We start from the raw sequence: 24,816 nt of genomic DNA on the forward strand, positions 1-24,816 counted from the left end.
GCTAACCGATAAGGGTCGGCAGATTGCTGAAAAGCGTTCTCATATAATCAAGGATCAGACTGAGCATCCAGGGTCCGGCGATAAGAATGGCGACAAATACGGACAATATCTTGGGAATAAAAGAGAGCGTCATTTCATTAATCTGCGTTGCCGCCTGCAACAGGCTGACGATCAATCCGCTAAATAGCGCGGAAAGCAACAGCGGCGCAGCCAGCAACAAGGCGATTTTCATCGCTTCATAGCCGAGAGCCATTACCGATTCTGGTGTCATGCTCTTTTCCCCACACTATTTTTAGATCAACTATAAAAACTCTGAGCCAGGGAACCCAGAAGGAGCTGCCAACCGTCAATAAGCACGAACAGCATCAGTTTAAACGGCAGCGATACCGTCGCCGGCGGAACCATCATCATCCCCAGCGCCATCAGGACGCTAGCAACCACCAGATCGATAATAAGAAAAGGAATAAATACGGTAAAACCGATCTGAAACGCGGTTTTCAATTCACTGGTGACGAAAGACGGCAACAATACGCGCATGGGAACGGCTTCCGGGCCTTCCGGTGCCGGGATATTGGCCAGGCGGGTAAATAGCGCTAAATCGGCTTCGCGCGTTTGACGCAGCATAAATTCGCGCAACGGCTGGGCACCGCGTTCGATCGCTACCTCCATACTGATGCTGTCCTGGCTAAACGGAAGGTAGGCGTCTTGATAAATCTTGGTCAGCACCGGCGACATAATGAAAAACGTCAGAAAAAGGCTCAGCCCCAGCAGTATCTGATTCGGCGGCGCCGAAGGGGTGCCCAGCGCATTACGCAACAGGCTGAGCACTATGATGATACGGGTAAAGCTGGTCATCATCAGCAGCGCAGCCGGAATAAACGTCAGCGACGTCAGTAGAACCAGAGTCTGAACCGGTAACGTCCAGCTTTGCCCTCCATTCGGCAGCGGCTGGCTCACTAATCCCGGCAACTGGGCAAAAACGGCGGGAGACAGCAGCAGTAAACTGCCGGCGACCGGGTAGGCCAACCCGCGGGACGCTTTCAATAAACGGGATGATAGACGTTGGATCATATTCATTCCGGCTTTTCCGGACGCTTTAATACTTTTTGCAACAACCGGGCAAACTCCATTGGCTTTGCCTGAGCGGATTCGACGATATCCTGCGGCCGGGCGGGCAGCGTGTGCAGCAGGGTAACGTTTTGCGTGGTCACGCCTAACACCAGCCAACTGTCATCCACTTCAACAATCACTACTCTTTCCCGCTGGCCGACCTGACATGCCGAAACCACCTTGAGCAATTTATTGGACTTGGTCTGCGGGGCAAAACCCAGTTTACGCATTAGCCAGGCAATCAAAAGAATGAACAGCAGGATCCCGCCAAGTACGCCGCCGACCTGCGTCAGCAGCATACCACCGGTCAAGGGAGGTTCGGCCGGGACGGTCGACAGTGCAGTCTGGGAAGATGATGGAAGCGAGCTCAGCATTAGCGGCTCAAGCGACGCATACGTTCGGTCGGAGTAATGATATCCGTAATACGGACGCCATATTTATCCGCCACAACCACCACTTCCCCCTGGGCGATCAGATATCCGTTAATCAGGATGTCCAGCGGTTCGCCGGCCAATCCGTCCAGGGCGACGACCGACCCCTGGGATAAACGCAGGAGCTCCTTAATCGTCATCTTGGTGCGGCCCAGTTCGACCGTAAGTTTGACCGGAATATCCAGGATAAGATCGATGTCATGCAGCGAACCGATACCGTCCTGCACATCCAGTGCGTTGAAAACGCCGTCGGTACTGGCGGGGGTTTTTTCTGCGGCTTGTTGCTCGTTAAACGCATCAGCCCACAGATCGTCCACGGAATCCTTTTCTTCGGACGGGTTCTTGTTGTCACTCATGGGGCTGTTCCTCATCATTCAGAGAATTCAATATGGGGTTAATTAAATGTTCCACACGCAAGGCATATTGCCCGTTCAGCGTGCCGTATTGCCCGGTCAGCACCGGAACGCCGTCAACGTGGGCAATTAATCTTTCCGGTTTATCAATCGGCAGTACGTCGCCGGGCTGCAATTTGAGTACCCGCGACAGGCGTAAAGGAATATCGACAAAATTGGCTATCAGTTCCAGCTCTGAATGTTGTACCTGTTTGGTCAGGGTTTCCCGCCAGCTTTGGTCTTCCCGCTGCGAGTTTTCCAACGGCGGATTCACCAGCAATTCACGCAGCGGCTCAATCATCGCGAAAGGAATACAGATGTTAAATTCGCCGGTCAGCGAACCAATTTCAACGTGAAAAGGCGTGGTTACTACAATATCGTTAGGGGAGGTGGTGATATTGGTGAACTTTACCTGCATTTCGGAGCGAACGTACTCTATATCGAGTTTATAGATGGCGTTCCAGGCATCGCTATAAGCCTCCAGCGCCAGACGTAGCATACGCTTCACAACACGCTGTTCCGTATGGGTAAATTCACGACCTTCGACCTTGGTAGGGAATCGGCCGTCGCCGCCAAATAGGTTATCGACGGCGATAAACACCAGGCTTGGCGAAAAAACAAATAGAGCCGTACCGCGCAGCGGCTTGAGGTGAATCAGGTTCAGGTTGGTCGGCACCGGAAGGTTACGGGCAAACTCATGATAAGGCTGGATCTTTATCGCCCCGACGGTAATATCCGGGCTTCGTCTTAACAGGTTGAACAACCCCATGCGAAACTGGCGGGCAAAACGCTCGTTAATAATTTCCAACGCCTGTAAACGTTCCCGCACGACGCGGCGTTGCGTATTGGGATCGTAGGGCCTGACATCCCCATCGGTTCCGGAGGCGACATCCGGTTTTTCGCCGCCATCGCTGTCACCGTTCAGTAGTGCGTCAATTTCTGCCTGAGAAAGAATGCTATCGCCCATAATATTTATCGCAGTATAAAAGCAGTGAACAGAACATCAGTAACGATCAGATTCGGTTGACCAGGAACCAGTGGTGTACTTAGAACCTGTTTAATGTCCTCCACCAGTTTCTGTTTCCCCTGCTCTTGAGCCAGCTCGATCGCATTCTGGCGGGAAAGCAGCAACAGTAGTCTGCTGCGTACTTCGGGCAAATAGTTATTTAACTGACTGCGCGTCACCTCATCCGGCAAACGCAGGGTAAAACCGACATACAGTACCCGGTCAGGGTCGTTGTCTGGGTTGACCAGATTAACCGTAAACGTATCCAACGGCATAAAAACCGGCTCTGGCGGCGGAGGCGCTACCTGCTCGGCGGCGGCAGATTTTTGCTGATGCAAAAACCACCAGCTTACGCCCGCCGCGGTGCCGCCGGCAAAGAGGATAATAAGCAAAACGATAAGCCAAACAGAGCGTTTACGTCCTGACGGGAGTGCATTTTCAGACATAGCTAAAGATAATTCCTGTGACTATTGATATCCAGTGCAGAATAGCAGCGCTCTGAATTAATGCGTAATATCAATGATTATCCCGTCAATTCCGGCCATCAATAGCGGGAATAGACCAAGAAAATCGCGTTAACTTGTGCGTTTACTCACACAGGTCAGGCAAAAATATCTACTCTGCCAGAGAGGGCGGCCACATCGGCGACCGATGCTGTTTGAACGACTGTCTGCGCCCCAATGCCTTCATTCAATAGGCTTTGCTCGGCGCTTCCACTCTGGAATTGCTGCTGTTCCTGCTGCTGCCACCCTGGCGAGGCATCACTGCCCACACTGGCTTGCCCTAAGTTGATGCCGCTTTCCGCCATTGAGGTGCGCAGATGGGGGAGGGCTGCCTCCATCGCCGCTCTTACCTGGCTGTTTGCCGATACCAGATGCAGATGGGCCTGGTTGTCATCCAACTTGAGACTGATTTGCAATGCCCCCAGTTCCTGCGGGTGCAGTCGCAGTTCCGCATTTTGCTGACCGTTGCGGGTAAACATAATCACCTGCTGGCTGACGGCCTGTTGCCATTCGTCGCTGCCCAACTGCGCGTTGATCTGCGCGGTTATCGTTGGCGCTATTGATGCGCTGGTCTGAATTGCCGGTGCTTGCGCACTTACGGATACCGGTTGCTGTACGGCAACGGTCGCGGTGGATAACGACTGATTGCCGGCGGGCTGCGCGTCGTGCTGACCGGCCGAAGTAAATGATGCGACGTCAGACCCGGCTCTGAGCGAGGTTTCTTGCTGTAGAGCCTGTGTGCGGCTCTTTACATTGGCGATGGCTTCGTTATGTTCGGATAGACTACGGCCGGAGAGCGAAGATTTGGATTGCGAGGCCGTGGTGGCCGATGGCAGCGTATCGGGCGCATTATCTTCCGCCAGAAGGGCGCTGTTATCCACTGCCGTGGCTGATGCTTTCGCCTGCGTTACGGGCGCCAGTATCGCTGCGGTTGCCGCCTGCTCAGTACCTTCCGCGGCGACGCTGGCCGCCGGAACCGACGTACTCGCCGGCGTCTGGCTAGCCTGGATCATCGAAACCAGCAATTGAGTCGCTTCATCCGCCGTCGCCGGACTCTGCCCGACCGCTACCGCCGTAGAGCCGTCAGCGGTGGGTAAAGCTATTTTACTCTCACTCTGCATACCGGCAGCAACGAAAGAAAGCGCGACATCCGCGCTGGCGGCATCGACGTTCTCATCCTGCGTTGATTTTTTGCTCTTATGGAAAGATACATTTTCCGCGGCGACTTCCGTCAATGCCTGTTCGGCGCTGCCGCTGGCCTGAGCAACCTCCGCGCCCTGCGGCTCGGCGCTATCCGCCTGATTTTTATCCGACGTTTTTTCTTCCTTCACCGCGGTTTTCTGACTATTGTTCAGCGTAGACGCAAGAACCCGATCGAAACTTTGCTCTGGTGCAGAAAAATCGGGAATACCACTATTCACAACGTTTTGGTCAACACGTTGATTGTCATTTGTAGTAATCATGGTGACAGTGGACAGATTCATAAATTATTTCCTCAACGAGGTACGTTGTGCAAACTCATCCATCAGTTTTTGTTCGCGACGGTTTTCCTGCCGCACCAGCTTCTGCGTGGCTCGTTCCTGCAATGTGACAAAAGCGTTCAGACGTTGCTGTTTTGCCTGCCAGGCTTGAATCGCCTGCTGCAAGCGCTGATTCCATAGCGTCAACTGTTGCCGATGTTGCTCGATCGCTTTTTCAAGCGTTTGTATAAATTGTTGATAATTATGCCAATTGCTAGAGGCGATGCCGCTTCCCAGATTATTTTGCAATTGCTGCCTATAATCGTCCTCATATTGCAGCAACATGTCGAGCTGTTTTTGCGCTTGAAGATGCGACTGGCGAACTTTACCCAGTAGTACGGCTGCTTCGTCCGCATCTTTTTGCGCCAGATCGCGTAATGTTTCCATCGGCGATTCACTTTTCATCATGCGCCCCTATCTGTCTGGAAAAGCATGTCCAGATTCTGCCGCGCCGTTTCATAGTCGCAGCGTTCAAACATGCCCTGCTGCAAAAAAGCCTCCAACTGCGGATACAGTTGAATCGCCCGATCCAACATCGGATCGCTGCCGCTGGCATAGGCTCCCACGCTGATAAGGTCGCGATTGCGCTGATAGCTGGATAACAATTGCTTAAACTGACGTACCGTGGCGTAGTGGCGCTCGTCGATCAGCGACGTCATGGCGCGGCTGATCGACGCTTCGATATCGATGGCCGGATAATGGCCGGACTCTGCCAACTGACGAGACAGAACAATGTGTCCGTCAAGAATGGCGCGAGCGGAATCGGCTATCGGATCCTGCTGGTCGTCCCCTTCGGTCAGCACAGTATAAAATGCGGTGATGGAGCCGCCGCCATGTATACCGTTACCCGCGCGTTCCACCAGCGCCGGGAGCTTGGCAAAAACGGAGGGCGGATAGCCTTTGGTCGCCGGTGGTTCGCCAATCGCCAAGGCGATTTCGCGCTGGGCCATGGCATAGCGGGTCAGGGAGTCCATAATCAACAAGACGTGCTGGCCCCGATCGCGGAAATCTTCGGCAATGCGCGTGGCATAGGCCGCGCCCTGCATGCGCAGCAGGGGAGACACATCCGCCGGCGCGGCAATGACCACTGAACGAGCCAGCCCTTCGCTGCCGAGAATATTTTCAATAAAATCCTTCACTTCCCGACCGCGTTCGCCGATAAGCCCCACCACGATAACATCCGCCTGGGTGTAACGGGCCATCATCCCCAACAGCACGCTCTTACCCACGCCGGAGCCGGCAAATAGCCCCATACGCTGGCCGCGGCCGACGGTCAACAACGCGTTGATGGCGCGTACTCCAACGTCCAGAACATGTTCAATCGCGGTACGCTGCAAGGGATTGAATGGTGCGGTAAGCAACGGCGCGCGATAACCTGTTTCCGGGGCAGGAAAACCGTCCAGCGGTTTAGCGCTGCCGTCCAGCACTCTGCCGAGCAGTTCGGGTCCCAACGGCAATTGTTTCCCCTGTGGGGTGCCCTCAAGGCTTTGCCGGGCATAGACTCGCGCGCCTGGCGTAATGCCTTCAACTTCTTCCAGCGGCATCAGAAACAGACTCTGCCCTTTAAAGCCGACTACTTCGCTTTCAACCTCTTCGGTCTGATGACCGTTTTGCCGCTCGATAAAACAGGTCGCGCCCAACGGCAGATGCAGCCCCGTGGCTTCAAGGACTAACCCGGTCGCTCGCGTCAGGCGGCCGTAGCGACGTACGGACGGCGTAGCGGCAATGCGCTTTTCAAGCACATCCAGCGACGAGATCCAGCGAGCGAGGCGTTGCGTCATCATAGCTCTCCCGGTGCCGCAAGGTGGCACAGCTCCTGCCAGCGGGTCGCCAGGCTGGCGTCGAGATCGCCCTGTTCGGCACTGACTTTGCATCCGCCGGGGTGAAGCTGATTATCCGCCAGCAGACGCCAACCGTGCAGGCTTAGCGTTGGGCCGAGAGCCTGCTCGATACGTTCGAGATCGGCCGGGTGCACGCGTAGCTGAGGCTTGCCGCTTAACATGGGTTCCTGCTGAATCAACTGCTGAATCTGATTGAGCAGGGCGGTGCCGTCGCAGACCGGAGGCTGTCCCAGAATTTGTTTGGCGGCCGTCAGCGCCAACTGCATCAGCCGGGCGGGAATAACGCTGTCCAGCGCGTCAAGCGTTTGCTGGAATTCGGTGACCATCTGCTGCAACTGCTCGGTCAGCGGCTGTTGCTGCTGGTGAGCATCCTGTAACCCCTGTTGTTGACCGGCTGTCAATCCAGCCTGATAACCGGCATCGTACCCCTGTTTTTGTCCCTGACTAAAACCCGTCTGATAAGCTTCCTGCTGAACACGGTCACGCAATATTTGCAGTTCGTCAACGGGTTGAACAACCGCGTCCGCCGCCTCCGTTCGCTCATCCGCGTCGCTGGATGGCGATTCCGGCGCTGGCGAGACTGGCGGCGCGGCGAAGTCGTCCAGTGTCCAGCGTTGCCATGGTTGATCGTTCAGGGCATCAGACATAGGTATCCTCGCCGCCGCCGATAATTATCTCGCCGCTGTCGGCCAGACGGCGAACGATAAGCAGAATGGCTTTCTGTTCGGTTTCCACCTGCGACATCCGCACCGGCCCGCGGGTGGTTAGGTCGTCGCGCAAAATTTCGGCCGCCCGTTGCGACATATTGCGCAGGAATTTTTCGCGCAGCGGTTCGTCTGCGCCTTTCAGCGCCAACAGCAGCGATTCGGATTCCACTTCCTGCAATAGCCGCTGAATACTGCGGTCGTCCACGTCGACCAGATTCTCGAACAGGAACATTTCGTCGATAATTTTTTGTGCCAGCTCGCCGTCGAATTCGCGTACCGCTTCAATAACCGCTTCTTCCTGCTGCGCTTTCATCAGGTTGATAATCTCAGCGGCGGTGCGCACGCCGCCCATCTTGCTGCGCTTGAGGTTTTGCCCGTCAAGCAAACCGTTCAGCACTTCGGTCAGTTCGGCCAGTGCGGCAGGCTGCACCCCGCCAAAGGTGGCGATACGCAGCATAACGTCGTTGCGCAGGCGCTCATCGAACAACGCCAGAATATCGGCGGCCTGCGCGCGCTTCAGATGCACCAGAATGGTGGCGATAATCTGCGGATGCTCATCACGAATCAGATCGGCGGCGCTTTGCGGTTCCATAAAGTTAAGGGTTTCCATACCCGAGGTGGTTTCACGGCTCTCCAGTATGTCTTCCAACAGGCTGGAGGCGCGCTCTTCACCTAACGCCTTGACCAGCACGGAACGCAGATAATCGCCCGCATTGACGCTCAGCGCGGCGTACTGTTCGGCATCCACTTCGAACTCTTTCAGCACTTCTGTCAGTTGCTGATGGGAAACCTGACGCATATTGGCCATGGATGCGCTCAGATGCTGGACTTCACGCGTAGAGAGGTGAGTAAACACATCCGCCGCACGATCTTCGCCGATCGTCATCAATAAGATGGCGCTTTTTTCCGTTCCGGTCAGACTCATAGTTCACTACCCATCCATTGACGTATTACCAAGGCGACAACGCGCGGGTCATTTTCGGCCAGATCGCGGATGCGCTGGCTTTGCAATTCGGCGCTGACACGCTGTTGCGATTTTCTTTGCAGTTCTACTTCCGATGTGCTCAGGTTCACGACCACATCATCTTTTCCGCCTTTACCCATAGTGGCGGCAGCCAGCGCCGCCTCTTGTTGCTGCGTTTTCTTCTGCAACTGCGGACGCACCAGCTTGCGCCATAATATCCAGGCGACAATCAGCACCAGCAGCCAGCGGCCGGCATTAATCAGCAGATCGAAGAAGGCCTGCTGCTGCCAGAATGGAAGCTCGCTGCCGCCCTCGGTTGACTGGGTAAAGGGCGTATTGACCACGTTGATTGAATCGCCGCGTTCGCTGCTGAACCCCATGGCTTCGCGGGTCAGATCTTCGATCTGTTTCAACTGCGCGTCGGTTAGGGCGGCGGGTTGACCCTCTTCACCCGCCGGCAGATAGTTGACCACCACCGCTACGGATAGACGCTGTACCGTTCCGGCACTCTGCTTGGTGTGGCGGATGGTGCGATCTACCTCATAGTTGGTGGTTTCGTCGCGGCGGGTATTGCCGGGCAGGCTAGTGGCAGCGGTTTGGGCGGTTGTTGCGTTATTTTGTTGCCCGGCCTGATTAGCGGCATTATTGTTTGCATTGGCCGCCGGCGTGGTAATCGGAGCGACAGGTGCGGGGGAGGGCTGGTTGGACAGCGCCCCGGGTACGCCGCCAGAATTTGCCCCGCCGCGTTGTTCACTTTGGCTGAGTTGCTGCGAGCGAATCGCGGCTTTTTCCGGCGCCTGATTAGGCTGATACTGCTCGTCGGTCTGTTCCCGGCTGGCGAAATCCAACTGAGCCGTTACCTGTGCATGAACGTTGCCGGTCCCGACCATCGGCGACAGGATGGCTTCAATACGGCGCTGATAGCGGCTTTCCACTTCATTGGTGTATTTCAACTGCGCAGCGTTCAGATCGCGGCCAGTGCCGTCGGATTGCGTCAGCAAACGGCCGTTCTGGTCCACCACGGTGACGTTATCGGGCGGAAGGCCGGCCACGCTGCCGGATACCATATAGGCGATAGCATTGATTTGCCCCTCATCCAGCGCCCGTCCCGGATACAGATTCAGAGTAACGGATGCGGAGGGCGCCTTTTGCTCGCGCACGAACAGCGAAGGTTTCGGCATGGCCAGATGGACCCGGGCATTTTGCACCGGTCCCAGGGTTTCAATGGTACGGGATAATTCACCTTCCAGCGCCCGCTGGTAGTTAATCTGCTCGCTAAACTGGCTGATGCCGAATTTTTCCTGATCGAGCAATTCGAATCCAACCGCGCCGCCTTTGGGTAACCCCGATTGTGCCAGACGCAAGCGGGTTTCATGCACCTTATCGGCCGGAATTAATAATGCCCCGCCACCTTCAGCGAAGCGGTAGGGGATATTCATCTGAGTCAACTGTTGTACAATGGCTCCGCCATCGCGATCGTTCAGATTGCTGTACAACACCCGATAGTCCGGACTCTTCGCCCACAGGGCCAGTGCGGTAATAATGGCAATGGCTGCCGCGGCCGCTATTAATAAAGGTATTTTAGGGTTGGCCCGTAAGCGACTGAGCAGCGCTGTCAATCCATCACTACCTTTTGAGAGTGGGCTGCTTTTCACGGAGCTCATGCAATATTCCTGATGGTAAACATCTTGATAATTATTAGTAACAACAAAACAGACTCCCTGATGAGCTATAACGTTATTCGCATCAACAATGGCTGCCTCCAATGGGGAGGAATGACATTATTTCCTTGTAGGTACACTTTCGATGGCTGAATTAGCTGTGTTTTTTATAGCTATTTAGCGCGTTAGAAGACGCAATAATCTGGTATGGTTTCATCATGATTTAATTTGTAGTGGTAACGAAATGTCAATTCAGGGTATAGAGTCCGTAGTGCAGCAGTTGCAGGCAACCGCGATACAGGCGCAGGCAGGTGGCGGCGTCTCATCGAATGTGAGCAATGGTGGGTTTGCCGCTGAGCTGAAGTCCGCCCTTGACAAAATCAGCACGCAGCAACAGGCGGCGCGTACTCAGGCGCAGGATTTTGAACTGGGCAAGCCCGGCATAGCGCTTAATGATGTGATGGTTGATTTGCAAAAATCCTCTCTTTCATTACAGATGGGCATTCAGGTAAGAAATAAGCTGGTCTCGGCTTACCAGGAAGTTATGAATATGACAGTGTAATACCGATAAGCGATTATCTGGTTAATCCGTATTACCCTGAAAAATGCCATTCCTGCCCTATACCATCGTCTCTTTCCCGTATTCTCCGCTGCCTTAGGCGGGGTCTGCGTTTGCTGGCGCGGGAGATGTCCGTCTTTCAAGCCGCCGTAAGCGGCGTCTGTCTGGTTAACTTATATCTCCCGGCAACATAGACTCATCATCAGCAAATTTATGGTAAGCCTGATTCACCGACTTTTGCCGTGATGACGTCCCGATCAGCGTTTTTAGCTCTTCCATCCGCTCTTTAAGCAAGCGGCTGATTTCGCTTTCATTATGCAGAATCTGTTGCAGGCAATCCTGGATCTGCTGCTGTTCTGATAACGTCGTCTTATCGGTCTGCTCTTCGGTGATGGCGGGCAGTTCATTGATGGCATTAACGTACAGTTGTTCCAGTTCGATCAACTTCTCCCAGTCAGCCTGCTGCGCCAGCTGAAGCATGTTAATGCTAATGTCTAATATACTTTTATAGCCGCTCAGCATGGATTGACTGACGTGCATTACATTTTCCTTGTGTAAAACGCGATAAAACTACAGGAATGTTTATATTAGCCGGCCTTTGCCTGCTCCGGCGTATCCTCGCCAATTTCTTTCCAGGAATCGGCGATGCCGCGCAGCAACTCGATAATCTGCGCCAACGTATCACGGTCATTGTATAAATTTACGTGCAGCAGTTTCCGCACCATATAATCGTAAAGCTGGGCCAGATTCTGGCTGATTTCACCGCCTTTTTGCATATCCAGCGAGGCCTGCAACCCGCTGCTGATAATTTTGATCGCTTTGGTGATGGCATTGCCTTTGGCAACCGTATCGCCCTGCTGAATAAAGATATCGGCGCGCATCAACGCGCTTAATGCCCCGTCGAACAGCAGCGTAATCAGTTTGTGCGGGCCGGCGCTCATCACGCTGCTTTCCAATCCGACTTTGGCATAGGCCTGAGAGCCGTACATCGTTGACATGGTGAACTCCAAAATTAACTGTTGCTGCTGGATGTCAGCGCTTCAAACTGGTTGGTCAGATAGGTACTCAGCGTACTCATTTCCGACATCAACACGTCCAGCTTAACAAACTGGGTTTTGTAGCGGGCCATGGTGGACTCGATGCTGGTCTGCACCTTGGTGTACTGCTTGCTCAGGTTGCTGAGCATATCGGTGATATCTTCTTTCGCCTGGGCGATGGTGCCTTTGGTAGCGGTAAAGGTGTCCACTTTGGCCACCATTTGCGTCGCCAGCCCGGTGGTTTTGCCATCGCCGACGAAAAAGTCGCTGACCGCCGACGAGTTCTCGGTCAGGGTGTTGATCAGGTCGGTATCGTTGACGGATAACGTGCCGTCGCTTTTCAGCGTAATACCCAGCTCATTGACCACCTTAAACGTGTCGCTGCTCTGTGCGGTGCTTAATAACGATTTAAGCTGATTTTTTACCGAACGCAGCACCGAATCACCGGAAAGCACGCCGGTATCCTGTTCGGGATCGGAGAGGGTGGTAAACGCGGTCTGCAGGGTATTATAGGCGGTCGCCCAGGCTTTAATGGCGCTGGTGGCGTCGGTAATGCTTTTACTGATGGTCAGCGTTTCCGCCGCGCTGGAGGTCGAAGTCAGCGTTAGCGTCACGCCCTCGGCCGGCACATCGGTAACGGTATTGCTGCTACGCTCAATCGCCACGCCGTTAACGGTCAATTTGGCGTTTTGCGCGGCAACGGATTCGGTGCGGGTGGTGCTGGTATCGCCGAGAATGCTTTCCAGCGCGCTGTCGTTGCTGCTGATGGCGATAGTATTGGCTTCACCGGTTTCATTGGAGGTGATGGTCAACTGGTAGCTGCTATCGCCGGACTGCACAATGCTGGCGGTAACGCCGGCGTTGGCTGAGTTAATCGCACTGGCGATGCCGGTCAGAGTGGTCTGATCGTCGGTCAGGCTGATGCTCACCGCGCTGCCGGTACCGACGGTAATGCTCAAGGTGCGATCGCTTAGCCCGCTGGTGCCCAGTTGAGTAGTTTTGCTGTCTTGAGTTTCTGTGACCAGCGTTTGCGCGGTTGCCAACTGGGTTACGTTAACGCTGTAGCTGCCGGAGGTGGCGGAAGAACTGACTTCAGTGGTAAACGCGGTATTGGTGGAGGTTTTTTTGGCGTTAAACAGATCGCTGTCGGTCAGTTTTGCCGTGGCGGTGGAATAGGTTTCCAGCGCCGTCTGCAGCGCCTCATAGGCGTCGGATTTATCCTGATAGGCGGTCTGTTTATTGCTGATGACCGTCAGCTTCTGTTCTTCCACGGCCTGCATGGATTCCAGCAGCGAGGACAGATCCAGGCTGGAACCCACGCCGAGTCCCAGCGTCGATGTCAGCGACCCGATAGTAGATGTAGTAGAGGCGATGGTGGTTGCCATAAATCCTTACTCCTGATGAGTGACGTTTAAATCCAGTTTTGTGGTTATCGGCAGCATGGAATAAAAATTTACCTGAAAGAAAAAATATCGTTGCCGTTAATAAGCAAACTGATGATGGCTTTATCGGGCTATTAACAGAAGAGTACGGCGCGGATCTGCGATATGTCTGCTTTTTCGGTCGTGCTCGGAGGTTTCCGCCAACGGCCGCAAATACTGTGTTAAGCACTCGCAGTCAGGCCACTTTCCCCATCATGTCTGCGAAGGCACTGGGGAATCCCTATAAAAATACCTTGTTTGTATCTTTATATTTAGCATGCTGATATTAAATATAAATTCAGTCTTTAAGCTATTCACCCTACGGCGTAAGAAATTACGCTGAGGTGGGCGACCCCGCGAATGCGCCGCAGGACGCGGCGCAAGCCAGTGCCGCGTCGGACAAAAACGCCGGGAGCGTTTTTGAACAGCACTTGTGCTGGCCCGTTAGGGCGAGCCCCATGGATGGGGCGAGTATGCCGCGTCACTGGCGGTTCGGGAAAGGGGGCGACCGCCGAAGGAACCGCGCCAGCGGCGTGATTTCAGCCACAAGCCCGGGTTCGTAGGGTGGCGGCGTTTGAACCACCCTGCGTCGGGCGCGTACTACGACGTAGCAGAGAAATGGTGGCTTTATCGCGCACGAAATATTCTCGATATAACATATTCCAATTTATGAGGCCCCCTCAGCGCACAGAAGCGCATCTCCTGCACCGAGCTGCCATTTAAAGCAGATCCCTACCAACGGCCGCAGGGACGACGGAAATGAGGGCCAGCGTAAAAACGTAGAGACGGCGGAATAAATGTAATAAAAGCACCGAGCAGCGGAATAAAACTCCTCCTGACGTAAAAATTTTTTAAATTAAATGCTAAAGGTTAGAAAGGTAACGCCGATATCAGAGAGGACGGTGGTAGACGCCGTAGGCAGTTAAGCCTGAACCTTTATTGCTAAACATCCACTGGATGATTAAAAGGAACTCCTTATATGGCACAAGTAATCAATACCAACAGCATCTCGCTGGTTGCACAGAATAACCTGAACAAGTCTCAGGCATCACTGAGTACGGCGATCGAACGTCTGTCTTCCGGTCTGAAAATCAACAGCGCGGCCGACAACGCCGCCGGTCAGGCGATTTCTAACCGTTTCACTTCCAGCATCAACGGCCTGACTCAGGCTTCCAGCAACGCCAGCGACGGTATCTCTTTGGCGCAGACCACTGAAGGCGCGTTGAACGAAATCAACGATAACCTGCAAGCTATCCGTACCCTGACCGTACAGGCGCAGAACGGTACCAACAGCTCTTCTGACCTGCAGTCCATCCAGGACGAAATCACTCAGCGTCTGTCTGAAGTAGACCGTATCTCTCAGCAGACCGACTTTAACGGCGTTAAGGTACTGGACGGTAGCAAAACCTCTGTTTCTATCCAGGTTGGTTCTCAGGATGGTCAGACCATCAAGATCGACTTACAAGCAATTAACACTTCTACGCTGAACCTGACCGGCTTCAACGTTGATGGTCCGAGTGGCACTACTGGTGCTGTTGCTATCAGCGATGGTACCACTGTAACTGGTGACAAATACAACAGCACCGAAATCACCGGTGTTTCTCTGAGCGGTACCGGCACGTCTTCTCTGGATGCTTCTGGTCTGATTAAAGACAGCAATGGCAACTACTTTGTCAGCGGTACTTTGACTGGCGATGTAGACGGCGTTGGTGCGAGCGGTGATACGGCTTACTACAAATTGACTGCTAATGATATGTCTATCGATAGCAGCGGTGGCCTGACTGTAAACGTTGATACTTCGACGGATAACCTGACTAAAGCCGCGACCAGCGATCCGCTGACTACGCTTGATAAAGCGCTGTCTACTGTTGACGATATGCGTTCCAACTTGGGTGCAGTGCAGAACCGTTTTGATTCCACCATTAATAACCTGAGTAGCACAACCACTAACCTGAGCGAAGCCCAGTCCCGTATTCAGGACGCCGACTACGCGACGGAAGTGTCTAACATGAGCAAGGCGCAGATCCTGCAACAGGCTGGTACTTCCGTATTGGCCCAGGCCAACCAGGTTCCGCAGACCGTACTGTCTCTGCTGCAATAATTCCTTTCTTATTTTTGCATGCATCTCAACCCTGCTTCGGCAGGGTTTTTTTATAGCCGGAATTACCGCCGTAAACCGGCTGAGCTTACCGCATCATTCCCCCTCGTATCATTTTAAAATAACCGTTATTTTTTCACCGGATGGTGGCAATACGTGTCGCGCTCGCCGGTTAATTCACCGTTAAAGAGGTCCACTCATGACAGCAAGCCCGCTGGTCAGCGTGATTATTCTGGCCGCCAACGCGCGCTATTTTGAACAGGCGTTAGGCAGTGCCTGTCTGCAGGATATCGATAACCTGGAAATTATCGTCTGCGACGGCACCGGGGATAATCTGGTCGAGAATATTGTTTACCGGCTAAGCAGCGCCTCCCGCTACCCCATCCATTACCAGCGTCATGAACCCTCATTTGAACGCGCAGAGGTGCTGAATCAGGCGCTGCAACAGGCGCAAGGGCAGTATATCAAGCTGCTGGCCGACAGCGATGTGCTGCGCGAAGACCATGTTCGTAAACTGATGACGGCCATAGAGACCCGTCCCGATATTGTGCTGGCCAGTTCGCGCCGCCGCCGCATTGATGGCGAAGGGCAGGTGCAAAAAGATATTATGGCCACCGCTTACCCGTTCGCTGCGGATCAGATCATCGACGGGCGCAGCCTGAACCATTTTCTGGCCGAATCGGTGCTGAATTTTATCGGCGAACTGAGCTGTGTACTGTTTCGTCGCACGGATTTACTGGCGCTGGCACCGGCATGGTTCCAGATTGATGGACAAGAGATCGCATCGATTGCCGATCTGGCGCTTTACAGCCAACTGCTGCGTCAGGGCAACCTGATTATGCTGGCGGAGCCGTTGACCGATCACCGTATCGACAGCGAGCCGCTATCGTCCACGCTGAGTGCTAAGGCGGAAGGCGAGTATACGCTGTTCCGTGATACGCTGCGTGGTTGGCAGGATGGCGATAACGTTGCCGCCCCAAGTCGTCAGATTCAAATCGCCGACCCCGCCCAGCCGGATAGCTTTACGCCGTTTAATCTTGAACAGGCGCTGCAAGAGGCGCAGCAGCGTAGTGCCGGGGTAAAATCCACCGCCGAATGGCTGGCGCAGCGTGTGCCGACGGCCAGTGAATCGCGTCTGATTACCGATTATCTGGCACAGCATCCCGATGGCCGCGAGTTTGCCATCGTCGTATTGGATGAAGAGGGAGACGAAGAGAAGCTGCTGGCGACGCTGGACAGCATTATCGCCGCCCAGCATCCAGGCGTGAAGCTGCTGCGCATCGTTCTGACCAGCGCCGATCTGTCTCTGGATCGGTTCCCGTGCGACGATCTGCGTAAAAGAGAGCAACAGTCGCTGGCGCAGTCGCTGAATCAGATTGCGGATGATTACGCCTTTGACTGGCTGATGTTGGTGCAGGCCGGGGAAACCTTTACCGCCGGCGGCCTGCTGATGACCAGCCTGGGACTGGTTTCTGCGCAGAGCTGCGCCGCGGTATATGGCGATCAACTGTTGCGCGGCGCGGATAATCAACTGGGCGCATCGTGCCGACCGGATTTTAACCTTGATTATCTGCTGAGTTTACCTGCGGTCATGGCGCGGCATTGGCTGTTTAACCGGCAGGTATTATGCGAGCTGGGCGGCTTTGACGCGGCATTTCCCGAGGCGCTGGAATTCGAATTTATCGTCCGGCTGATTGAACAGAAAGGCATCGGATCCATTGGTCATCTGGCGGAGTTTCTGACCATTGCGGACAATATCAGTCTGCGCACGGTTGCCGATGAAGTAAAGATTCTGGTGCGCCATTTACAGCGCCGGGGTTATTCGCAGGGACAGGTTTTATCCGTGCTGCCGGGCCATTATCGGCTGAATTATGCCCATCAGGAACAGCCGCTAGTTTCCATTATTATTCCCACCAAAGATCAACTGCCGGTGCTGATCGCCTGCGTCACCAGCCTGCTGGAAAAGACCCGCTATAAAAATTACGAACTGCTGATCGTCGATAACAACAGCGAAACCCCGGAAGCGCAGGCATGGCTAAACGGCCTAGCGCAGGTCGACCCGAATCGTATTCGCGTGCTGCGTTATCCGCATGCCTTCAACTATTCCGCCATCAATAATATGGCGGTGGATGAGGCGCGCGGCGACTTCCTTCTGTTGCTGAATAACGATACCGCGATTATTCAGGAAGACTGGCTGGATAATCTGCTCAATCACGCCCTGCGCCCGGAAGTGGGTATTGTCGGCGCCAAGCTGGTCTATCCGGATCGGCGCATCCAGCACGGCGGCGTGATTCTGGGGCTGCGCAGCCCGGCGGAACATCCGTTTAACGGCGACCCGATGGATGCGGCGGGCTATATGCAGCGCCTGCAGGTCGATCAAAACTATAGTGTGGTGACCGCCGCCTGTCTGCTGATCCGCAAATCGGTGTATCAGCAGGTGGGCGGACTGGATGAACAGGCATTTAAGGTCTCCTATAACGATGTCGATCTGTGCCTTAAGGTGCGTGAGGCGGGCTACCTTACCGTCTGGACCCCGTATGCGGTGGTGATGCACGAAGGCAGCGTCAGCCAGAAAAACGTGGATACCGCCGTGGCGGAAGCCAAGCGTCTGCGCTTTGCCGCCGAGCAGGACGCCATGTATCAGAAATGGCTGCCGGTGATCGCCCGCGATCCCGCTTATAACACCAATCTGTCATTGCACGGCCGGGGTTTTGAACTGGAGCCGGATGCCGAACTAAGCTGGCGGCCTTTGACCTGGCGTCCGCTGCCGGTGGTGATGGCGCATTTTGCCGATCAGGCCGGCTGCGGCCATTACCGGGTGATGAAACCCTTTAATGCGCTAAAAGAGGCGGGGCTGATCGACGGCAAACTGTCCAACGTTTATCTTAATCTGCCCACCATGGCACGCTATGCGCCGGATGTGCTGATCTTGCAGCGCCAAACCTCGGCCTACTTCCATGACTGGATCGCGCGTCTTAACCGCTTCACGCGGACGTTTAAGGTTTATGAGCTGGACGACTATCTGCCCAACGTGCCGTTAAAGAGCGTGCATCGGGCCAAAATTCCCAAAGATGTGGTGCGTCTGATGCGTAAAAGCCTCGGCTTTATGGATCGCTTTGTGGTCTCTACCGCGCCGCTGGCCGAAGCCTTTGCCGATCTGCACCCCAATATCCGCGTGGTGGAAAACCGGCTGCCGCCGCAGTGGTGGGGAAGTGTTCAGGGGGAACGCCGTCAGGGCAAAAAACCGCGCGTCGGTTGGGGCGGGGGCAGCAGCCACACCGGCGATCTGGAGTTAATTACCGATATTGTGCGCGATCTGGCCGATGAAGTAGAGTGGGTATTTTTCGGCATGTGCCCGGAGAAACTGCGCCCCTATGTGCATGAATTCCATCGCGGCGTGGAGATCGATCTCTACCCGGCCAAACTGGCGTCGCTGAACCTCGATTTGGCGCTGGCGCCGCTGGAAGATAACCTGTTTAACCGTTGTAAAAGTAACCTGCGCCTGCTGGAATACGGCGCTTGCGGTTTCCCGGTTATCTGTACCGACCTCGACCCGTATCAGGGCGATCTGCCGGTTACTCGAGTACGCAATCGCTATAAAGACTGGATGGATGCGATTCGTATGCATCTGGCCGATCTGGATGCCACCGCGCAGATGGGTGATGCGTTGCAGACCGCGGTGAAACGCGACTGGATGCTGACCGGCGACAATCTGGCGTTATGGCGTAAGGCGTGGCTGCCGGATTGATAGGGTAAATATGGGGAGAAACCGCTGCTGGGTTTTTCCCCATAAAGGAGATACTATGAATGAGGAAATAAAAAAATCCTTTGAATATACCCAACCGTTTACAGCTAATAAAGGTGAAGCATATTTCATAAAATCTCTTCCATGGATTATAGGGATAATGACAATATTAGTGGTTGTGGCTTTACTTTTTCTATGGTTTGAATATGGCTGGTCGTTTTTCAGAAATATTCAGAATATTTCATTTTCAATGGTTTTTTTCTTGTCTTTATGTTATTTCATTTTGCTTTCCATTGAATTCTTTAGAGTGTGTAGATTGAAATTAATGACAGGGAATATGTGGGGAAAGCGATTGATCGACTAACATGTGTAAGTGATATCACCTTGTTTAAGATGAAGAAAATAGAAGAGATTAGTGTGGGTTATTCACAGCGTCTGAATCGGTCAATTATTGTTATGCTTTCCATTTTTTGTTCGGGAAGCGCAGTTTTCTTTTTTAAAGAAATTGGTAGGATAGACTTTAGTTTGCTATGGAGTGATAGTCATTATTTTATTATCGGTAGCCTCTTTTTCTTATCGATAACGCTGGTTTATTTAATGTCTAGCGCCAGAATAAGAATGGCAAGATATGCAATTTCATTGATAGATGCGGCGCTTGAGATAAAAGAAAAAATAAAGGCGGAACATACCAGATAAATCTTGTTGCCAAGTTTATAACAAGGCCTGAGAGGAATGTGTTACCCGGCGTTCCCGTTGCTGGATTTGACGGTAGCCTCGGATGATAAAATTAAAACTCATCGTTGGGCCGCGACTTGACTGACGTTTTACCCAATGGCAATAGCGGACGTTTAGCCGCGCGGATACGAGCATATCCTAAATAGGGTGCCTTTTCTGGCGCTATTCAAGCGATTGGCGACCCTACTCAAAAGCATAATAGTGTCGATAACACTATCATCGTAGGTATTTGTCACTGTGAGCGATCTGTATACCGCCGAAGGCACAATGGATAAGAGCGCACTTTGGAAGCGCTATGTTCCTTTAGTGCGTCATGAAGCCTTGCGTCTACAGGTTCGTCTCCCCGCGAGCGTTGAGCTTGATGATCTGTTGCAGGCCGGCGGTATCGGTTTGCTTAGCGCGGTTGAGCGTTACGATTCACTGCAAGGTACGGCGTTTACGACGTATGCAGTTCAGCGAATCCGTGGTTCAATGCTGGATGAGTTACGCAGTCGCGACTGGGCGCCGCGCAGTGTGCGGCGTAATGCGCGGGAAGTGGCACAAGCAATGCAACGAGCTGAACAGCAGCTGGGCCGTGCACCAACGGAGCAGGAAGTTGCGCAGTCTTTGGACATCACGCTGGAAGACTATCGTCAGATTTTGCTGGATACCAATAATAGCCAGCTTTTTTCTTACGATGAGTGGCGTGAAGAACATGGCGATAGCGCAGAAGCGTTGTTGGAAGGGAATGAAGATGCCAATCCGTTGCATCAACTGATGGAAGGTAATTTACGCCATCGGGTAATGGAGGCGATTGAAAACCTGCCTGAACGCGAAAAATTGGTGTTGACGCTTTACTATCAGGAAGAGCTGAACTTGAAAGAGATCGGTGCGGTGCTGGAAGTAGGGGAGTCACGGGTCAGTCAGTTGCATAGCCAGGCGATAAAGCGCCTGCGCGTAAAATTAATGAACGATGTTTAATTTAGCTGCGTAGGGATCGTGTTATCACAAGTATTTGTCATGGAATGGATTCATGCCTCTATCAATTCGGAAGAAACAGCTTCTCAGCCGTTATCTGAAAGATTTCAAACATAAACAAACACATTGCTCGCATTGTAATAAACAACTTGACCGCGTTTCGTTGGTGTTTCGTAATCAGCTTATTAATAAAAAATCGGTAGGCGACATCGATAGGTTAATTGACGACGAAATATGGTCAGGTCTGCAACAGGAGCTCATCCCCCTCTGTCGTTTTTGTAGCGAAATATTATGCAATATGCAGGCTAACTATTTCGATATAAAAGCGTTCACCCAATACCTCATTGAACAGACGGAAGTCAGGCACAGCACACTGCGTGAATATGTGATTCGGTTGCGTCGTTTAGACGAACTGCTGACGGCAAGAAATTATCCCATAGAACGGTTTACCAAAGAAAACCTACAGCAATATATTCACGATTACCTCCCCGAAATCGACAATAATATCTATAGGAGCGCGTTGCGAAAATACGATCAATATCTGGATTGGCAGAAGCACTACTGATCGATGCCATCTTTTTTTATACCCGAAGGTTGCCGGATCGTGGTATCCCGACTATACGTAAATGTTATGGCAGTGTGAAAAAGCTTGCAAGATAGGGGCAAACTATTGCACTGTCATACTACTGCAATCATACAGCACTAATTTTTAGTCTAATGGTTAACAGTGGTTCTAATGCGGTCAATCATTATTCATTGGAATAGTTGTTGTCACAGTGAGGAACGCGGATGGTAATGTCCTGCTTTGGACTACGTTGTCGAAGTTTGTCGACTCGCCGATGCGAGGGATTTTCCTCCCACCATTTTTCTACACTGCGCTACCTGTTGTTAACCCCATTTTCTTGTTCATCCGTTCCGTCTGGTTATTCCTCATTGATTATTCCATCCAACCGGTCTGCGTACCGTTCCGGTTTGCATGTTGTCTATTCTGTTCTCATCGGCTTAATAAGGAAGCCAAACCTCGTTGTGAGTGAAACGTCACGCGCTGCTGCGGCAGTGCGGTAAGTGAAACAAACTGTAAGGTGCCACTATGGGAAGACAAAAAGCAGTGATCAAAGCACGTCGTGAAGCGAAGCGCGTTATTCGGCGCGAATCGCGTAGTCATCGTCAACGTGAGGAAGAATCGGTCACTTCTCTGGTTAATATGGGCGGGATTGAATCGATAGGTATGGCGCGGGAAAATCGCGACACCTCTGTCATTGAAGCCCGGACACTAGCCCAGGAGCATTACTTGTCTGCAATAGAGAATAAACAGTTAATCTTTGCCACCGGTGAGGCGGGTTGTGGCAAAACGTTTCTGAGCGCGGCCAAGGCGGCGGAAGCGCTTATTCATAAAGAGGTTGATCGTATTATTGTAACCCGGCCGGTATTACAGGCCGATGAGGATTTAGGCTTTTTACCCGGAGATATTGCCGAGAAGTTTGCGCCTTATTTCCGTCCGGTTTATGACGTGTTATTGCGACGGCTGGGCGCGTCGTTTATGCAGTATTGTTTACGCCCGGAAATAGGCAAAGTGGAAATCGCACCGTTTGCTTATATGCGTGGTCGGACGTTTGAAAATGCGGTCGTGATTCTGGACGAAGCGCAGAATGTGACGGTTAACCAAATGAAAATGTTTCTTACTCGTTTGGGAGAAAATGTAACGGTAATTGTGAATGGTGATGTGACGCAGTGCGATTTACCCGCCGGCGTTAAGTCCGGGCTGCGCGATGCGCTGGAGCGTTTTGCGGAGGACGATATGATTGGCGTGGTGTCTTTCGGTAAACAGGATTGCGTGCGCTCTGAACTGTGCCAGCGTACCCTCAATGCGTACGGTTAGTCATGATGACAAAAAAACGCCGCGAAAGCGGCGTTTTTCCCGGCGTCCCGGATGACTTCAGCGTAATTAAACGCGAACGAAGTCGATGTGAGTCAGTTTTGGCTTAAATACGTGACGCTGCACAGCCTGAACTCGCACCTGAATTTCTTTACCATCGATAGACAGGATAACGGTTTCACCGTAGAAACCTTCTTTCAGTTCCTGGTTTTTTACTACATCGTGATCCAATTCGATAGAAATCGGCGCTTCTGAACCACCATAAACGATGGCTGGGAATTTGCCAGCGGTACGCAGGCGGCGGCTCGCACCCTTACCCTGCTCTTTACGTGCTTCTGCTTTGATAGTAATCATTTTTTACTCTACTTAAGATAAGTAATCCTGCTACAGGCGACCCAGCAGCAAGTTGGGTTGTTCTGCTTTTGCGGTACAAAAGCGGGCTGAATTTTAGCGGAATATGGTGCGTCGGGCAAATAAAACCGCGAATTAGTTAGCCCCGCAGTTCGTTTGCGCGGCGAAAACGGCCCTGATAATCGAACATTTTTTCCCGGATCTGCCAGAATTTCCCCTGTTTGCGGGCGACGACAAAGTCGGGGGGGCGCAATAGAGGCTGTTGCGCCAGAATATCCGCCGCCGTTTGCCAGACCATAGGGACGCCCGGCGCCCGTTGATGAATGCGTAAAAAATTCAGTTGAAAGACATGGCGTTGGGCCGGCGTTTGCAGGCGGAAGCGTTCACTGACCTCTGCGCCATCTTCGTCATGGTAGGTGATTTTCAGCCATTCTCCTTTGGCGTCTCGTCCGGGCGTGAGCTGCATTCCGCTACAGCGTAGCACCAGCGCATCTTTTAGCTTCAGCGCGGCTTTCAACATATCGTCAGGATCGACCAGCACGTCCTCGCACTGATGGCAGCGGCGGGCAGCAATATCGTTTTCGGCGCCGCAGTGCGGGCAGACTTTAAAACGGAATCGATAATCACACTGCCGGCGCGGGCCGTCGTCCGGCTGTTCCCAACCCTGACAGCGACGACCGTAATGTTCGATGACCTCGCCATCCGTCGTCGTTTTCCCCCAGAATAAATTCGCAAACCCGCACTGCGGGCAAAATACCTGAACGGGCTGGCTATCGGCGTGCGGTTTGCTGTTTCCGACCTCCGGCGTGTAGAGGTCGTGGGGATTGCCGGCGTAGTCGAGAATCAGGCAGTCGGTTTTGCCGGGAGACAGGCGTAGGCCCCGGCCTACGATTTGCTGATATAAGCTGACGGATTCTGTCGGGCGCAATATGGCGATCAGGTCAACGTGCGGCGCATCAAAACCGGTGGTCAATACGGCAACGTTGACCAGATAGCGTAACTGCCGTTGTTTAAAGGCCTCGATAAGGGCATCCCGCTCCGCGGAAGGGGTCTCGCCGCTGACCAGCGCCGCCTGATCGGCCGGTAATAACGCATGGATCTCACGGGCATGTTCCACGGTTGCGGCGAAGATCATCACGCCCGCGCGTGTCTGCGCGTAGTCCACTATCTGGCTGATGATATGCGGGGTGATGCGCTGCTGACGTTTTAGTTCACGATTAAGATCGACCTCGCTGAACAGGCCATGACTTCTGGCCGCCAGTTTGCTGAAATCGTATTTGACAATGGGCATGTCCAGCCGTTCAGGCGGCACCAGAAACCCATGTTTGATCATGTAGCGCAGCGGCAGTTCATAGATACAATCGCGGAACAGACAGTTTTCGTCGCCGCGAATCATGCCGTGATAGTGATATTGATAAATCCAGCCTTTCCCCAGCCGATAAGGCGTGGCGGTCAGTCCTAACAGCCGTAGTTGCGGATTGGTTTGTTGAAGATGCTGGATAATTTGCTGATACTGGCTGTCGTCGTCATCACTGATACGGTGGCACTCATCAATGATCAGTAATGAAAAGGCGTGATCGAATTGATCCAGATTACGCGCGACGGACTGTACGCTGCCGAATACGACTTTTCCCTGGCTTTGCCGCTGCCGGAGTCCGGCGGCGAAGATGTCGGCTTCCAATCCCCAGGCGCGGTATTTGGCATGATTCTGCGCCACCAGTTCTTTGACATGCGCCAGAACCAGCACGCGGCCGCGTGCCAGTTTAGCTAATTCGGCGATGACCAGGCTTTTACCCGCCCCGGTGGGCAGTACAATGACCGCCGGTTGGGCGTGACGGCGAAAATAGTCGAGCGTAGCGGATACGGCCTCACGCTGATAGGGCCGTAGGGTAAACGACATCG

The 24,816-nt window shown here is 53.2% G+C and carries 25 protein-coding genes; 8 read left to right on the forward strand and 17 right to left on the reverse strand.

Annotated elements, in window-relative coordinates; genetic code table 11:
* Nucleotide 1: 1 nt before the first annotated feature.
* The 12 genes from fliQ to fliF all read right to left on the reverse strand — a co-directional run bounded on the left by fliQ (nucleotide 2) and on the right by fliF (nucleotide 10,138).
* Complete coding sequence (fliQ, locus tag JG725_RS00910) at nucleotides 2-271, reverse strand: flagellar biosynthesis protein FliQ (RefSeq protein WP_172288297.1); 270 nt, start codon at nucleotides 269-271, stop codon at nucleotides 2-4.
* 26 nt (nucleotides 272-297) lie between these two features.
* Nucleotides 298-1,071 carry a flagellar type III secretion system pore protein FliP gene (fliP, locus tag JG725_RS00915; RefSeq protein ID WP_172288295.1) on the reverse strand — a complete coding sequence of 258 codons (774 nt, stop codon included), beginning with the start codon at nucleotides 1,069-1,071 and terminating at the stop codon, nucleotides 298-300.
* Nucleotides 1,072-1,073: 2 nt separating this feature from the next.
* Complete coding sequence (gene fliO, locus JG725_RS00920; RefSeq protein ID WP_199376157.1) at nucleotides 1,074-1,484, reverse strand: flagellar biosynthetic protein FliO; 411 nt, start codon at nucleotides 1,482-1,484, stop codon at nucleotides 1,074-1,076.
* Nucleotides 1,484-1,897: a flagellar motor switch protein FliN gene (fliN, locus tag JG725_RS00925; protein WP_199376158.1), complete on the reverse strand. Its 414-nt coding sequence runs from the start codon at nucleotides 1,895-1,897 to the stop codon at nucleotides 1,484-1,486. The genes fliO and fliN overlap by 1 nt, the downstream gene beginning before the upstream one ends.
* Nucleotides 1,890-2,900, reverse strand: a complete 1,011-nt coding sequence (gene fliM, locus JG725_RS00930; RefSeq protein ID WP_172288291.1) for a flagellar motor switch protein FliM — start codon at nucleotides 2,898-2,900, stop codon at nucleotides 1,890-1,892. Before fliM ends, fliN begins: the two co-directional genes overlap by 8 nt.
* A 5-nt stretch (nucleotides 2,901-2,905) precedes the next feature.
* Nucleotides 2,906-3,385, reverse strand: a complete 480-nt coding sequence (gene fliL / locus JG725_RS00935) for a flagellar basal body-associated protein FliL (protein ID WP_199376160.1) — start codon at nucleotides 3,383-3,385, stop codon at nucleotides 2,906-2,908.
* 155 nt (nucleotides 3,386-3,540) lie between these two features.
* Complete coding sequence (locus JG725_RS00940) at nucleotides 3,541-4,926, reverse strand: flagellar hook-length control protein FliK (RefSeq protein ID WP_233356284.1); 1,386 nt, start codon at nucleotides 4,924-4,926, stop codon at nucleotides 3,541-3,543.
* A 3-nt stretch (nucleotides 4,927-4,929) separates the two neighbouring features.
* Nucleotides 4,930-5,367 (reverse strand): flagellar export protein FliJ, encoded by a 438-nt coding sequence (fliJ, locus tag JG725_RS00945; protein WP_172288818.1) that lies wholly within the window; start codon nucleotides 5,365-5,367, stop codon nucleotides 4,930-4,932.
* Nucleotides 5,367-6,743 (reverse strand): flagellar protein export ATPase FliI, encoded by a 1,377-nt coding sequence (gene fliI, locus JG725_RS00950; RefSeq protein ID WP_172288816.1) that lies wholly within the window; start codon nucleotides 6,741-6,743, stop codon nucleotides 5,367-5,369. Before fliI ends, fliJ begins: the two co-directional genes overlap by 1 nt.
* Nucleotides 6,743-7,450 carry a flagellar assembly protein FliH gene (fliH, locus tag JG725_RS00955; RefSeq protein WP_199376162.1) on the reverse strand — a complete coding sequence of 236 codons (708 nt, stop codon included), beginning with the start codon at nucleotides 7,448-7,450 and terminating at the stop codon, nucleotides 6,743-6,745. Before fliH ends, fliI begins: the two co-directional genes overlap by 1 nt.
* Nucleotides 7,443-8,435, reverse strand: coding sequence for a flagellar motor switch protein FliG (fliG, locus tag JG725_RS00960; RefSeq protein ID WP_172288285.1), 993 nt, complete (start codon nucleotides 8,433-8,435; stop codon nucleotides 7,443-7,445). Before fliG ends, fliH begins: the two co-directional genes overlap by 8 nt.
* Nucleotides 8,432-10,138, reverse strand: a complete 1,707-nt coding sequence (gene fliF / locus JG725_RS00965) for a flagellar basal-body MS-ring/collar protein FliF (RefSeq protein ID WP_172288283.1) — start codon at nucleotides 10,136-10,138, stop codon at nucleotides 8,432-8,434. Before fliF ends, fliG begins: the two co-directional genes overlap by 4 nt.
* A gap of 241 nt (nucleotides 10,139-10,379) precedes the next feature.
* Between fliF and fliE the strand changes: the two genes are divergently transcribed.
* On the forward strand, nucleotides 10,380-10,697 hold the full coding sequence (gene fliE / locus JG725_RS00970; protein ID WP_172288281.1) for a flagellar hook-basal body complex protein FliE: 318 nt from the start codon (nucleotides 10,380-10,382) through the stop codon (nucleotides 10,695-10,697).
* A gap of 165 nt (nucleotides 10,698-10,862) precedes the next feature.
* Here fliE and fliT read toward each other — a convergent pair whose 3' ends face one another.
* From fliT to fliD, 3 genes are read right to left on the reverse strand one after another with little or no spacing between them, the layout of a single operon-like run.
* Nucleotides 10,863-11,234 (reverse strand): flagellar protein FliT, encoded by a 372-nt coding sequence (gene fliT / locus JG725_RS00975; RefSeq protein WP_172288279.1) that lies wholly within the window; start codon nucleotides 11,232-11,234, stop codon nucleotides 10,863-10,865.
* 47 nt (nucleotides 11,235-11,281) lie between these two features.
* Nucleotides 11,282-11,692 carry a flagellar export chaperone FliS gene (gene fliS / locus JG725_RS00980; protein WP_172288277.1) on the reverse strand — a complete coding sequence of 137 codons (411 nt, stop codon included), beginning with the start codon at nucleotides 11,690-11,692 and terminating at the stop codon, nucleotides 11,282-11,284.
* Between the two features lie 14 nt (nucleotides 11,693-11,706).
* Nucleotides 11,707-13,116 (reverse strand): flagellar filament capping protein FliD, encoded by a 1,410-nt coding sequence (gene fliD / locus JG725_RS00985; protein WP_172288275.1) that lies wholly within the window; start codon nucleotides 13,114-13,116, stop codon nucleotides 11,707-11,709.
* 1,015 nt (nucleotides 13,117-14,131) lie between these two features.
* Here fliD and JG725_RS00990 point away from each other — a divergent pair.
* The 7 genes from JG725_RS00990 to phoH all read left to right on the forward strand — a co-directional run bounded on the left by JG725_RS00990 (nucleotide 14,132) and on the right by phoH (nucleotide 22,566).
* A complete protein-coding gene (locus tag JG725_RS00990) occupies nucleotides 14,132-15,253 on the forward strand; it encodes a FliC/FljB family flagellin (protein ID WP_199376163.1) in 1,122 nt (373 codons plus the stop codon).
* 196 nt (nucleotides 15,254-15,449) lie between these two features.
* The gene (locus JG725_RS00995) at nucleotides 15,450-18,998 is read left to right on the forward strand and encodes a glycosyltransferase (RefSeq protein WP_199376165.1); all 3,549 of its coding nucleotides are present in this window, start codon (nucleotides 15,450-15,452) and stop codon (nucleotides 18,996-18,998) included.
* Nucleotides 18,999-19,053: 55 nt separating this feature from the next.
* Nucleotides 19,054-19,359 carry a hypothetical protein gene (locus JG725_RS01000; RefSeq protein ID WP_199376167.1) on the forward strand — a complete coding sequence of 102 codons (306 nt, stop codon included), beginning with the start codon at nucleotides 19,054-19,056 and terminating at the stop codon, nucleotides 19,357-19,359.
* A complete protein-coding gene (locus tag JG725_RS01005; protein ID WP_199376169.1) occupies nucleotides 19,335-19,691 on the forward strand; it encodes a hypothetical protein in 357 nt (118 codons plus the stop codon). Before JG725_RS01000 ends, JG725_RS01005 begins: the two co-directional genes overlap by 25 nt.
* 276 nt (nucleotides 19,692-19,967) lie before the next feature.
* Nucleotides 19,968-20,690, forward strand: a complete 723-nt coding sequence (locus JG725_RS01010) for an RNA polymerase sigma factor FliA (RefSeq protein WP_172288267.1) — start codon at nucleotides 19,968-19,970, stop codon at nucleotides 20,688-20,690.
* 52 nt (nucleotides 20,691-20,742) lie between these two features.
* Nucleotides 20,743-21,252 (forward strand): flagella biosynthesis regulatory protein FliZ, encoded by a 510-nt coding sequence (gene fliZ, locus JG725_RS01015; protein WP_199376171.1) that lies wholly within the window; start codon nucleotides 20,743-20,745, stop codon nucleotides 21,250-21,252.
* A 525-nt stretch (nucleotides 21,253-21,777) separates the two neighbouring features.
* Nucleotides 21,778-22,566 carry a phosphate starvation-inducible protein PhoH gene (gene phoH, locus JG725_RS01020; protein WP_172288263.1) on the forward strand — a complete coding sequence of 263 codons (789 nt, stop codon included), beginning with the start codon at nucleotides 21,778-21,780 and terminating at the stop codon, nucleotides 22,564-22,566.
* A gap of 66 nt (nucleotides 22,567-22,632) precedes the next feature.
* Here the strand turns inward: phoH and rplY are convergent, their stop codons facing one another.
* Together rplY and JG725_RS01030 are read right to left on the reverse strand one after the other, a co-directional pair.
* Nucleotides 22,633-22,917 (reverse strand): 50S ribosomal protein L25, encoded by a 285-nt coding sequence (gene rplY / locus JG725_RS01025; protein WP_172288261.1) that lies wholly within the window; start codon nucleotides 22,915-22,917, stop codon nucleotides 22,633-22,635.
* 136 nt (nucleotides 22,918-23,053) lie between these two features.
* On the reverse strand, nucleotides 23,054-24,814 hold the full coding sequence (locus JG725_RS01030) for a DEAD/DEAH box helicase (protein WP_199376173.1): 1,761 nt from the start codon (nucleotides 24,812-24,814) through the stop codon (nucleotides 23,054-23,056).
* Between the last annotated feature and the right edge of the window lie 2 nt (nucleotides 24,815-24,816).

The sequence above is a fragment of the Brenneria sp. L3-3C-1 genome (assembly GCF_016456245.1).
In the GTDB taxonomy this organism is placed as follows: Bacteria; Pseudomonadota; Gammaproteobacteria; order Enterobacterales; family Enterobacteriaceae; genus Brenneria.

Bases quoted from the DNA above. Each gene is read 5' to 3' on its own strand.
- fliN (WP_199376158.1), bottom strand. From the start codon at position 1,897: ATGAGTGACAACAAGAACCCGTCCGAAGAAAAGGATTCCGTGGACGAT.
- JG725_RS00995 (WP_199376165.1), top strand. From the start codon at position 15,450: ATGACAGCAAGCCCGCTGGTCAGCGTGATTATTCTGGCCGCCAACGCG.
- fliH (WP_199376162.1), bottom strand. From the start codon at position 7,450: ATGTCTGATGCCCTGAACGATCAACCATGGCAACGCTGGACACTGGAC.
- fliJ (WP_172288818.1), bottom strand. From the start codon at position 5,367: ATGAAAAGTGAATCGCCGATGGAAACATTACGCGATCTGGCGCAAAAA.
- fliT (WP_172288279.1), bottom strand. From the start codon at position 11,234: ATGCACGTCAGTCAATCCATGCTGAGCGGCTATAAAAGTATATTAGAC.
- fliS (WP_172288277.1), bottom strand. From the start codon at position 11,692: ATGTCAACGATGTACGGCTCTCAGGCCTATGCCAAAGTCGGATTGGAA.
- fliL (WP_199376160.1), bottom strand. From the start codon at position 3,385: ATGTCTGAAAATGCACTCCCGTCAGGACGTAAACGCTCTGTTTGGCTT.
- fliG (WP_172288285.1), bottom strand. From the start codon at position 8,435: ATGAGTCTGACCGGAACGGAAAAAAGCGCCATCTTATTGATGACGATC.
- fliQ (WP_172288297.1), bottom strand. From the start codon at position 271: ATGACACCAGAATCGGTAATGGCTCTCGGCTATGAAGCGATGAAAATC.
- fliZ (WP_199376171.1), top strand. From the start codon at position 20,743: ATGCCTCTATCAATTCGGAAGAAACAGCTTCTCAGCCGTTATCTGAAA.
- JG725_RS00940 (WP_233356284.1), bottom strand. From the start codon at position 4,926: ATGAATCTGTCCACTGTCACCATGATTACTACAAATGACAATCAACGT.
- fliP (WP_172288295.1), bottom strand. From the start codon at position 1,071: ATGATCCAACGTCTATCATCCCGTTTATTGAAAGCGTCCCGCGGGTTG.
- fliF (WP_172288283.1), bottom strand. From the start codon at position 10,138: ATGAGCTCCGTGAAAAGCAGCCCACTCTCAAAAGGTAGTGATGGATTG.
- fliD (WP_172288275.1), bottom strand. From the start codon at position 13,116: ATGGCAACCACCATCGCCTCTACTACATCTACTATCGGGTCGCTGACA.
- phoH (WP_172288263.1), top strand. From the start codon at position 21,778: ATGGGAAGACAAAAAGCAGTGATCAAAGCACGTCGTGAAGCGAAGCGC.
- JG725_RS01030 (WP_199376173.1), bottom strand. From the start codon at position 24,814: ATGTCGTTTACCCTACGGCCCTATCAGCGTGAGGCCGTATCCGCTACG.
- fliM (WP_172288291.1), bottom strand. From the start codon at position 2,900: ATGGGCGATAGCATTCTTTCTCAGGCAGAAATTGACGCACTACTGAAC.
- JG725_RS01000 (WP_199376167.1), top strand. From the start codon at position 19,054: ATGAATGAGGAAATAAAAAAATCCTTTGAATATACCCAACCGTTTACA.
- fliE (WP_172288281.1), top strand. From the start codon at position 10,380: ATGTCAATTCAGGGTATAGAGTCCGTAGTGCAGCAGTTGCAGGCAACC.
- rplY (WP_172288261.1), bottom strand. From the start codon at position 22,917: ATGATTACTATCAAAGCAGAAGCACGTAAAGAGCAGGGTAAGGGTGCG.
- fliI (WP_172288816.1), bottom strand. From the start codon at position 6,743: ATGACGCAACGCCTCGCTCGCTGGATCTCGTCGCTGGATGTGCTTGAA.
- fliO (WP_199376157.1), bottom strand. From the start codon at position 1,484: ATGCTGAGCTCGCTTCCATCATCTTCCCAGACTGCACTGTCGACCGTC.
- JG725_RS00990 (WP_199376163.1), top strand. From the start codon at position 14,132: ATGGCACAAGTAATCAATACCAACAGCATCTCGCTGGTTGCACAGAAT.